General features: G+C 67.4%; 9 protein-coding genes. All 9 read left to right on the forward strand.

Going from position 1 to position 9,781, the window contains the following annotated elements; all coding sequences use genetic code 11:
* Window positions 1-1,749, forward strand: a 1,749-nt coding sequence (nuoG, locus tag V7050_RS13795; protein ID WP_324410682.1) for an NADH-quinone oxidoreductase subunit NuoG, incomplete at its 5' end; no start/stop codon positions are given.
* 3 nt (window positions 1,750-1,752) lie between these two features.
* Window positions 1,753-2,790, forward strand: a complete 1,038-nt coding sequence (gene nuoH, locus V7050_RS13800) for an NADH-quinone oxidoreductase subunit NuoH (protein ID WP_324374798.1) — start codon at window positions 1,753-1,755, stop codon at window positions 2,788-2,790.
* 3 nt (window positions 2,791-2,793) lie between these two features.
* On the forward strand, window positions 2,794-3,285 hold the full coding sequence (nuoI, locus tag V7050_RS13805) for an NADH-quinone oxidoreductase subunit NuoI (protein ID WP_324369536.1): 492 nt from the start codon (window positions 2,794-2,796) through the stop codon (window positions 3,283-3,285).
* 13 nt (window positions 3,286-3,298) lie between these two features.
* Window positions 3,299-3,913: an NADH-quinone oxidoreductase subunit J gene (locus V7050_RS13810; protein ID WP_324369535.1), complete on the forward strand. Its 615-nt coding sequence runs from the start codon at window positions 3,299-3,301 to the stop codon at window positions 3,911-3,913.
* Window positions 3,910-4,215, forward strand: coding sequence for an NADH-quinone oxidoreductase subunit NuoK (gene nuoK, locus V7050_RS13815; RefSeq protein ID WP_324369533.1), 306 nt, complete (start codon window positions 3,910-3,912; stop codon window positions 4,213-4,215). Before V7050_RS13810 ends, nuoK begins: the two co-directional genes overlap by 4 nt.
* Before the next feature lie 4 nt (window positions 4,216-4,219).
* The gene (gene nuoL / locus V7050_RS13820) at window positions 4,220-6,373 is read left to right on the forward strand and encodes an NADH-quinone oxidoreductase subunit L (protein WP_324369531.1); all 2,154 of its coding nucleotides are present in this window, start codon (window positions 4,220-4,222) and stop codon (window positions 6,371-6,373) included.
* Window positions 6,370-7,905, forward strand: coding sequence for an NADH-quinone oxidoreductase subunit M (locus tag V7050_RS13825; RefSeq protein WP_324369529.1), 1,536 nt, complete (start codon window positions 6,370-6,372; stop codon window positions 7,903-7,905). Before nuoL ends, V7050_RS13825 begins: the two co-directional genes overlap by 4 nt.
* An 18-nt stretch (window positions 7,906-7,923) precedes the next feature.
* Window positions 7,924-9,363, forward strand: coding sequence for an NADH-quinone oxidoreductase subunit NuoN (gene nuoN, locus V7050_RS13830; protein WP_324369527.1), 1,440 nt, complete (start codon window positions 7,924-7,926; stop codon window positions 9,361-9,363).
* Between the two features lies 1 nt (window position 9,364).
* Window positions 9,365-9,781 (forward strand): biotin--[acetyl-CoA-carboxylase] ligase (locus tag V7050_RS13835; RefSeq protein WP_442885695.1); only part of this gene is annotated, 417 nt, incomplete at its 3' end.

Raw genomic sequence — 9,781 nt, forward strand, 5'->3', positions numbered from 1 at the left:
ATGGTCAAGAAGGCGCGCGAGGGGGTGATGGAGTTCCTGCTCATCAACCACCCGCTCGACTGCCCGATCTGCGACCAGGGCGGGGAATGCGACCTGCAGGACCAGGCCATGGCCTACGGGGTCGATTTCAGCCGCTTCCGCGAAGCCAAGCGTGCCGCCACCGACCCCGACCTGGGGCCGCTCGTCGGCACGAAGATGACCCGCTGCATCTCCTGCACCCGCTGCGTGCGCTTCATCACCGAGGTCGCCGGCGTGTCGGAGATGGGCCAGACCGGCCGCGGCGAGGACAGCGAGATCACCTCCTATCTCGGCGCGATGCTGACCTCCGAGCTGCAGGGCAATGTCATCGACCTCTGCCCGGTCGGCGCGCTGACCTCCAAGCCCTATGCCTTCACCGCGCGGCCCTGGGAGCTGAAGAAGACCGAATCGATCGACGTGATGGATGCGCTCGGCTCCAACATCCGGGTGGATGCCAAGGGGCGGGAAGTGATGCGCATCCTGCCGCGCAACCATGACGGCGTGAACGAGGAATGGCTGGCGGACCGCTCGCGCTTCATCTGGGACGGGCTGCGCCGCCAGCGGCTGGACCGGCCATACCTGCGGCGGGACGGCAGGCTCGTGCCCTGCAGCTGGGGCGAGGCCTTCGCGGCCGTGGCCGGCGCGGTAAAAGGCAAGCGGATCGCGGCGCTCGCCGGCGACCTGGCCCCGACCGAGGCGGTCTTCGCGCTGAGGGAACTGGTGACGGGGCTCGGCGGCGCGGTGGAATGCCGCACGGACGGAGCGAAGCTGCCCGCGGGCAATCGCTCGGGCTATGTCGGCACCGCGACGATCGAATCGATCGAGAATGCCCGGCAGATCATGCTGATCGGCACCGATCCGCGCGCCGAGGCGCCGGTGCTGAACGCGCGCATCCGCAAGGCCTGGCTGCGCGGCGCGGTGGTCGGGCTGATCGGCGAGCCGGTCGACCTTACCTATCCCTATACCCATCTCGGCAGCGATCGCGCCGCGCTCGACAATCTGGCGGGACAGGATTTCGACGCGATCCGCGAGGAAGACTCGATCGTGATCCTGGGCAATGGCGCGCTCGCCGGCGAGGATGGCGAGGCGGTGCTCGGGGCCGCGATGGACCTGGCCTCGCGGACGAATTCGGGCCTTCTGGTGCTGCACACCGCCGCCGGGCGGGTCGGGGCGATGGACCTCGGCTTCACCACCGACGGGGGCATGGCGGCGGCGCTCGACGGGGCGGAGGTGGTCTACAACCTCGGCGCGGATGAGATCGACATCCCCCCCGGCCCCTTCGTGATCTACCAGGGCAGCCACGGCGATCGAGGCGCGCATCGGGCGGACGTGATCCTGCCGGGGGCGGCCTGGACCGAGGAGGGCGGCATCTTCGTGAATACCGAAGGGCGGCCGCAGATGGCGAGCCGCGCCGGCTTCCCGCCGGGTGCCGCGCGGGAGAACTGGGCGATCCTGCGGGCGCTGTCGGCGGAACTGGGCGCGACGCTGCCCTTCGACACGCTCGGCGCCCTGCGCGCGGCGATGTTCGAGGCGGCGCCGCATCTGGGCGAGATCGACGTGGTCCCGGAGAACGCCTGGACGCCGGTGGCGCGCGGCGAAATGACCGGCGGCGATTTCGCCCGTGCGGTGCGGGCGCATTATCTCGTCAATCCGATCGCCCGCGCGAGCGCGGTGATGGCCGAACTGACCCGGCTCGCCGAGAGCCGGTCGCGACCCCTGGCGGCGGAGTAGCGCATGGACGGATTCTTCGATGCGGGCTTCGGGCTCTTCCTGCTGATCCTGGCGCAATGCCTGCTGGTGACGGTGCTGATCCTGGTGGCCCTGGCCTTCCTGATGTATGCCGACCGCAAGATCTGGGCGGCGGTGCAGATACGGCGGGGGCCGAACGTGGTGGGGCCGTGGGGGCTCCTGCAGAGCTTCGCCGATTTCCTGAAATACATCGTCAAGGAAATCGTCGTGCCCTCCGGGGCGGACAAGGCGGTCTATTTCCTCGCGCCGATGATCTCCTTCGTGCTGCCGGTGATCGTCTGGGCGGTGATCCCCTGGGCGCCGGGCTGGGTGATCTCGGACATGAACGTCGGGATCCTCTTCATCTTCGCGATCTCGTCGCTGCACGTCTATGCGATCATCACCGGCGGCTGGGCGTCGAACTCGAAATACCCTTTCCTCGGCGCGCTGCGCTCGGCGGCGCAGATGATCTCCTACGAGGTCTCGCTGGGGCTGATCATCGTCGGCGTGCTGGTCTCGGCGGGCTCGCTCAACCTCAGCCGCATCGTCGAGGCGCAAGACGGCGGCTGGGGCCTCTTCAGCTGGTTCTGGCTGCCGCATCTGCCGATGGTGTTCCTGTTCTTCTTCTCCTCGCTGGCGGAGACCAACCGCCCGCCGTTCGACCTGCCCGAGGCGGAGAGCGAGCTCGTCGCGGGCTACCAGGTGGAATATTCCTCCACGCCCTTCCTGCTCTTCATGATCGGCGAGCTGATGAGCGTGGTCTTCATGTGCGCGCTGATCTCGGTGCTCTTCTTCGGCGGCTGGCTCTCGCCGATCCCCGGGCTCCCGGACGGCGTGTTCTGGATGGTGGCGAAGATGGCGTTCTTTTTCTTCCTCTTCGCCATGGTCAAGGCGATCGTGCCGCGCTACCGCTACGACCAGCTGATGCGGATCGGCTGGAAGGTGTTCCTGCCGCTGAGCCTGGGATGGGTGGCGCTGGTGGGACTCTTCGCGCAATACGGGTTCTTCTGGGGCGCCTACCAGCGCTGGATGGTCGGGGGCTGATCCATGGCAATTCCGCTCGACAAGGCCGCGCGCTATTTCCTGCTCACCGACTTCTTCGCCGGCTTCTGGCTCGGCATGCGCTACTTCTTCCGGCCGAAGCCGACGCTGAACTATCCGCATGAGAAGGGGCCGCTGAGCCCCCGCTTCCGCGGCGAGCACGCGCTCAGGCGCTATCCGAGCGGTGAGGAGCGCTGCATCGCCTGCAAGCTCTGCGAGGCGATCTGCCCGGCGCAGGCCATCACCATCGACGCCGAGCCGCGCGAGGACGGCTCGCGCCGCACCACGCGCTACGACATCGACATGACGAAATGCATCTATTGCGGCTTCTGCCAGGAAGCCTGCCCGGTCGACGCGATCGTCGAGGGGCCGAACTTCGAATTCGCCACCGAGAGCCGCGAGGAGCTCTTCTACGACAAGGCGAAGCTGCTCGCCAACGGCGACCGCTGGGAGGCCGAGATCGCCCGCAACCTGGAACTGGACGCGCCGTACCGCTGAGGGGGACCACGACATGGCGTTCGCCGCCGTAGCCTTCTATTTCTTCGCCATCGTCGCGGTCGTGTCCGGGGCGCTGGTGGTCTTCGCGCGCAACCCGGTGCATTCGGTGCTCTGGCTGATCCTGGCGTTCTTCGCCGCCGCTGGGCTCTTCGTGCTGCTCGGGGCCGAGTTCGTGGCGATGCTGATGCTGATCGTCTATGTCGGCGCCGTTGCCGTGCTCTTCCTCTTCGTGGTGATGATGCTCGACGTGGATTTCGCCGCGCTCAAGGCGGGCATGGCGCAATACCTGCCGGTCGGCCTCCTGATCGGGCTGGTGCTGCTGGTGCAGCTCGGCTTCGCCTTCGGGGCCTGGGAGATCTCGGACGAGGCGCTGAGCCTGCGCGCCGCGGTCACCCCGCCGCCGGATCAGGTGGAGAACACCGCCGCGCTCGGCATGCTCGTCTACACGCGCTACGTGTTCCTCTTCCAGATGGCCGGGCTGATCCTGCTCGTGGCGATGATCGGGGCCATCGTGCTGACGCTGCGCAAGCGGGTGCATGTCAAGCGCCAGGACGTGCTGGGGCAGATGTATCGCGATCCCAAGACCGCCGTCACGCTGGTCGACATCAAGCCGGGGCAGGGCGCATGATCGGACTGGGACACTACCTCACCGTCGCGGCGATCCTCTTCGTCACCGGCATCTTCGGCATCTTCATCAACCGCAAGAACGTCATCATCATCCTGATGTCGGTCGAGCTGATGCTGCTGGCCGTCAATATCAACCTCGTGGCCTTCTCCGCCTATCTCGGCGATCTCGTCGGCCAGGTCTTCACGCTCTTCGTGCTGACGGTGGCGGCGGCGGAGGCGGCGATCGGGCTCGCGATCCTCGTCTGCTTCTTCCGCAACCGCGGGACGATCGCGGTCGAAGACGTCAACGTGATGAAGGGGTGACGCCATGACCACGATCATCCTCTTCGCACCGCTGCTCGGCGCGCTGCTCTGCGGCTTCGGCTACAAATGGCTGGGCGAGCGCGGCGCGCTGATGACGGCGACGGGCCTGCTGTTCTTCGCCTGCCTGCTCGCCTGGATCGTCTTCTTCTCCTTCGACGGCCAGACCGAGAGCCGGGCGTTCTTCCGCTGGATCGCCTCCGGCAGCCTGAGCGCGGATTGGGGATTCCGGCTCGACCGGCTGACCGCGATCATGCTCGTGGTGGTCACCACGGTCTCCGCACTCGTGCATCTCTACAGCTTCGGCTACATGGATCACGACGTGAACTTCAAGGAAGGCGAGAGCTACAAGCCGCGCTTCTTCGCCTATCTCTCGTTCTTCACCTTCGCCATGCTGGCGCTGGTCACCGCCGACAACCTGCTGCAGCTCTTCTTCGGCTGGGAGGGTGTCGGTGTCGCCTCCTACCTGTTGATCGGCTTCTACTATCGCAAGCAGAGCGCGGGGGCCGCGGCGATCAAGGCCTTCATCGTCAACCGGGTCGGCGACTTCGGCTTCCTGCTGGGCATCTTCACGCTCTATTTCCTGGTGGATTCGATCGCGCTCGACGACGTCTTCGCGGCGGCGCCGACGCTCGCCGAGACGCAGGTCGCCTTCCTCTGGCGCGAGTGGAACGCCGCGGAACTGGCGTCCTTCCTGCTCTTCGTCGGCGCCATGGGCAAGTCGGCGCAGCTCTTCCTGCACACCTGGCTGCCGGACGCCATGGAGGGCCCGACGCCGGTCTCGGCGCTGATCCACGCCGCGACCATGGTGACGGCGGGCGTGTTCCTGGTCTGCCGCATGTCGCCGGTGCTGGAATGGGCGCCGACCACCCTGACCTTCATCACCTATATCGGCGCGGCCACCGCCTTCTTCGCCGCGACCGTGGGTCTTGTTCAGAACGACATCAAGCGCGTCATCGCCTATTCGACCTGCAGCCAGCTCGGCTACATGTTCGTGGCGGCGGGCGTGGGCGCCTATCCGGCGGCGATGTTCCACCTCTTCACCCACGCCTGGTTCAAGGCGCTGCTCTTCCTCTGCGCCGGCTCGGTGATCCACGCGATGCATCACGAGCAGGACATGCGCAACTACGGCGGCCTGCGCACGAAGATCCCCCTGACCTACTGGGCGATGGTGATCGGCACGCTCGCGATCACCGGCGTCGGGATCCCGCTCACCCATATCGGCTTCGCCGGCTATCTCTCCAAGGACGCGATCATCGAGAGCGCCTGGGCGGGGGCGAATCCCGCCGCGGGCTTCGGCTTCGCCGCACTGGTCATCGCGGCGGCGATGACGAGCTTCTATTCCTGGCGGCTGATCTTCATGACCTTCCACGGCGAGGAGCGCGGCGATCATCACGCGCACGAGCACGCGCACGAGAGCCCGCGCTCGATGCTGGTGCCGCTCGGCGTGCTGGCGGCGGGATCGATCCTGGCCGGCATGATCTGGTACAACCCCTTCTTCGGCGACCACGCGCGCATGAATGCCTTCTTCGGCCTGCCCGCCCATACCGAAGCCGGCGCGGAAGGCCATGGCGAGGCGGCCAGGGAAGAGCATGCCGAGGCCGGTGCGGAGGACCATGCCGTGGCTGCCGAATCCGCCGAAGGGGCGGAGGCGGGGCACGAGGCCGGTGCGGAGGCCGCCGGCCATGGCGCCGCCGCGCCGCACGGCGCAGTCGGCGCGGTCTTCTTCGCGCCCGACAACACGGTGATCGACGACGCGCATCACGCGCCGGTCTGGGTCAAGCTCTCGCCCTTCGTGGCGATGCTGATCGGGCTGGCGATCGCCTACTGGTTCTACATCCTCGATCCGTCACGGCCGAAGGCGCTGGCCGAGAACCAGCCCGTGCTCTACCGCTTCCTGCTCAACAAGTGGTATTTCGACGAGATCTACGACGCCGTCTTCGTGCGGCCGGCGATGTGGCTCGGCACCTTCCTGTGGAAGAAGGGCGACGGCGCGACCATCGACGGCGGCATCAACGGGCTCGCCATGGGCTTCGTGCCCTTCGTCACGCGGCTCGCGGGCCGGGCGCAGTCGGGCTATCTCTTCCACTACGCGCTCGCCATGGTGCTGGGACTGCTGTTCCTGACGCTCTGGCTCGGCATCCGGAGTGCGGGACAATGAACAGCCTGCTCTCGCTCGTCACCTTCCTGCCGCTGATCGGCGCGGTCGTCCTGCTGCTCTTCTTGCGCGGCGACGACGAGGCGGCGGCGAAGAACGCCAAGCTGCTCGCGCTCTTCACCACCTCCGCGACGCTGGTGCTGTCGCTCTTCGTGCTCGTCGGCTTCGATCCCTCCGACACCGGCTTCCAGTTCCTTGAGGAGCGGCCCTGGCTCGGCGGGCTCAACTACAAGATGGGCGTCGACGGCATTTCGGTGCTTTTCGTCATGCTGACGACCCTCCTGATGCCCATCGTGATCGGCGCCAGCTGGCATGTGGAGACCCGCGTCAAGGAATACATGATCGCCTTCCTGCTGCTCGAGACGCTGATGCTCGGCGTCTTCTGCGCGCTCGACCTGGTGCTCTTCTACATCTTCTTCGAGGGCGGCCTGATCCCGATGTTCCTGATCATCGGCATCTGGGGCGGAAAGGAGCGCATCTACGCGTCCTTCAAGTTCTTCCTCTATACCTTCTTCGGCTCGGTGCTGATGCTGGTGGCGATGATCGCCATGTACATGCAGGCGGGCACCACCGACATCCCGAAGCTGATGGACTTCGCCTTCAGCTCCCAGGCGATCTCAGTCCTCGGCATCACCGTGGTGGGCGGCGCGCAGACGCTGATGTTCCTGGCCTTCTTCGCGAGCTTCGCGGTCAAGATGCCCATGTGGCCGGTGCACACCTGGCTTCCGGACGCGCATGTGCAGGCGCCGACCGCCGGCTCGGTGGTGCTGGCGGCGATCCTCCTGAAGATGGGCGGATACGGGTTCCTGCGGTTCAGCCTGCCGATGTTCCCGGTCGGCTCGGAGGTGATGCAGGATTTCATCTTCACCCTCTCGGTGATCGCCATCGTCTACACGAGCCTCGTGGCGATGATGCAGGAGGACATGAAGAAGCTGATCGCCTATTCCTCGGTGGCGCATATGGGCTTCGTGACCATGGGCATCTTCGCGCTGAACCGGCAGGGGATCGACGGGGCGATCTTCCAGATGCTGAGCCACGGCTTCATCTCCGGCGCGCTCTTCCTCATCGTCGGGGTGATCTACGACCGGATGCATACCCGCGAGATCGCGGCCTATGGCGGGCTGGTCGTGCGCATGCCGGTCTTCGCGCTGATCTTCATGCTCTTCACCATGGGCAATGTCGGGCTGCCGGGCACCTCCGGCTTCGTGGGCGAGTTCCTGACGCTGGCCGGGGTCTATCAGGTCAATTCCTGTGTCGCCTTCATCGCCGCCACCGGCGTGATCCTCTCGGCGGGCTACGCGCTCTGGCTCTACCGGCGCGTGGTCTTCGGCGATCTCATCAAGGAGAGCCTCAGGACCATCAAGGACATGAGCCGGCGCGAGAAGCTGCTCTTCGCGCCGCTCGTCGCCTTCACCCTGCTGCTCGGCGTCTACCCGGCGGTGGTGCTCGACGTGATCGGCCCCTCGGTGGCGGCGCTGATCGACCATTCCGAAACGGCGCTCGCGGCCCAGGCCACGACGCTCGCCCAGAACTGACGCCCGCGAGGATCCGCGATGCTTGCCCATAACCTCTCCGTGGTCGCACCCGAACTGGTGCTGGCGGTCTTCGCGATGGCAGCCCTGATGTGGGGGGCCTACAGCCGCCGGCGCGATCCCAGCGGCACGATCCTCTGGGCCGCGACGGCGATGCTGGTCCTGGCCGGGCTCTTCGTGGGGTTCCAGCCCGAGGGCGCGCGCACGGCCTTCGACGATTCCTTCATCTCGGACGGATTCGCGCGTTTCGCCAAGGTGGTGATCCTCTTCGGCGCCGCCGCCGCGCTGGCGATGAGCGGCGAATATCTCAAGCGCACCGAGATGCTGAAGTTCGAATATCCGGTGCTGATCGTCTTCTCGGTCATCGGCATGATGACCATGGTCTCGGCCATGGATCTGATCGTGCTCTACATGGGGCTCGAGCTGCAGAGCCTTTCGCTCTACGTCGTCGCAGCCTTCCGGCGCGACAGCCTGCGCTCCACCGAAGCCGGCCTGAAGTATTTCGTGCTCGGGGCGCTATCCTCGGGGCTGCTGCTCTATGGCGCGAGCCTGACCTACGGCTATTCCGGCACCACGGCCTTCGCGGGCATCTCGCAGGCGGTGGGCGAGGGGCCGCTGTCGCTCGGGCTGATCTTCGGGCTGGTCTTCCTCGCCGCGGGCATCGCCTTCAAGGTCTCGGCCGCGCCCTTCCACATGTGGACGCCGGACGTCTACGAGGGCTCGCCCACGCCGGTCACCGCCTTCTTCGCGACGGCGCCCAAGGCGGCCGCGGCGGCGATGTTCGCGCGGCTGCTCTACGACGCCTTCGGCGGCGCGGTGAGCGAATGGCAGCAGATCCTCGCCTTCCTCTCGGTCGCCTCGATGTTCCTCGGCGCCGTCGCCGCGATCGGCCAGCGCAACATCAAGCGCCTGATGGCCTATTCCTCGATCGGCCACATGGGCTATGCGCTCATGGGGCTGGCGGCCGGGACCGAGCAGGGGGCGCAGGCGCTGCTGATCTATATCGCAATCTACGTGACCATGAACGTCGGCGTCTTCGCCTTCATCCTCAACATGCAGCGCGACGGTAAGCCGGTGACCGACATCGGCGCGCTGGGGCTCTACAGCCGCGTGGAGCCGGCGCGGGCGGCCGCGCTCGCGGTGCTGCTCTTCAGCCTCGCCGGGGTGCCGCCGCTGGTCGGCTTCTTCGGAAAGTTCTACGTGCTGATGGCCGCCGTCGATGCCGGGCTGATCTGGCTCGCCGTCGCCGGCGCGGTGGCGAGCGTGATCGGCGCCTTCTATTACCTGCGCATCGTCTATCTGATGTATTTCGGCGAGGCCGCCCCGCCGCTCGAAGGCGCCATGCCGGTGATGCACTGGGCGCTGCTCGGCGGCTCGGCGCTCGCCATGGTGCTGGGCGTGGTGAATCTCTTCGGGGTGGAGACGCTCGCCGCCTCGGCCGCCGCGACCCTCGTCCAGTAGGGTGGGCGACTGGCCCGAGGGCGTCGGCCGCGAGGTCTTCGCCCGGCTCGACAGCACCAATGCCGAGGCCCTGCGCCGGGCCGCCGCCGGCGCGCGCGGCCCGGTCTGGCTGCTGGCGCTCGAGCAGACCGCCGCGCGCGGCCGCAGGGGGCGGCCCTGGGCGAGCCTGCCGGGGAATTTCGCCGCGAGCCTCTTGATGCGTCCGCCGGGGTCGCCGGCGCTGGCCGCGCTGCGCTCCTTCGTGGCGGCGCTGGGGCTCCACGACGCGCTGCTCGCGGCGACGGGGCGGGCGGAGCTCTTCGCGCTGAAATGGCCGAACGACGTGCTGCTCGCGGGGCGCAAGCTCGCCGGCATCCTGCTCGAGACCCGCGGGCGCGCCCCAGGACCCGCCCCGGGCCCCGGCGCCCGCGCCCCCCCC

The sequence above is a fragment of the Amaricoccus sp. genome (assembly GCF_036846665.1).
GTDB lineage: Bacteria > Pseudomonadota > Alphaproteobacteria > Rhodobacterales > Rhodobacteraceae > Amaricoccus.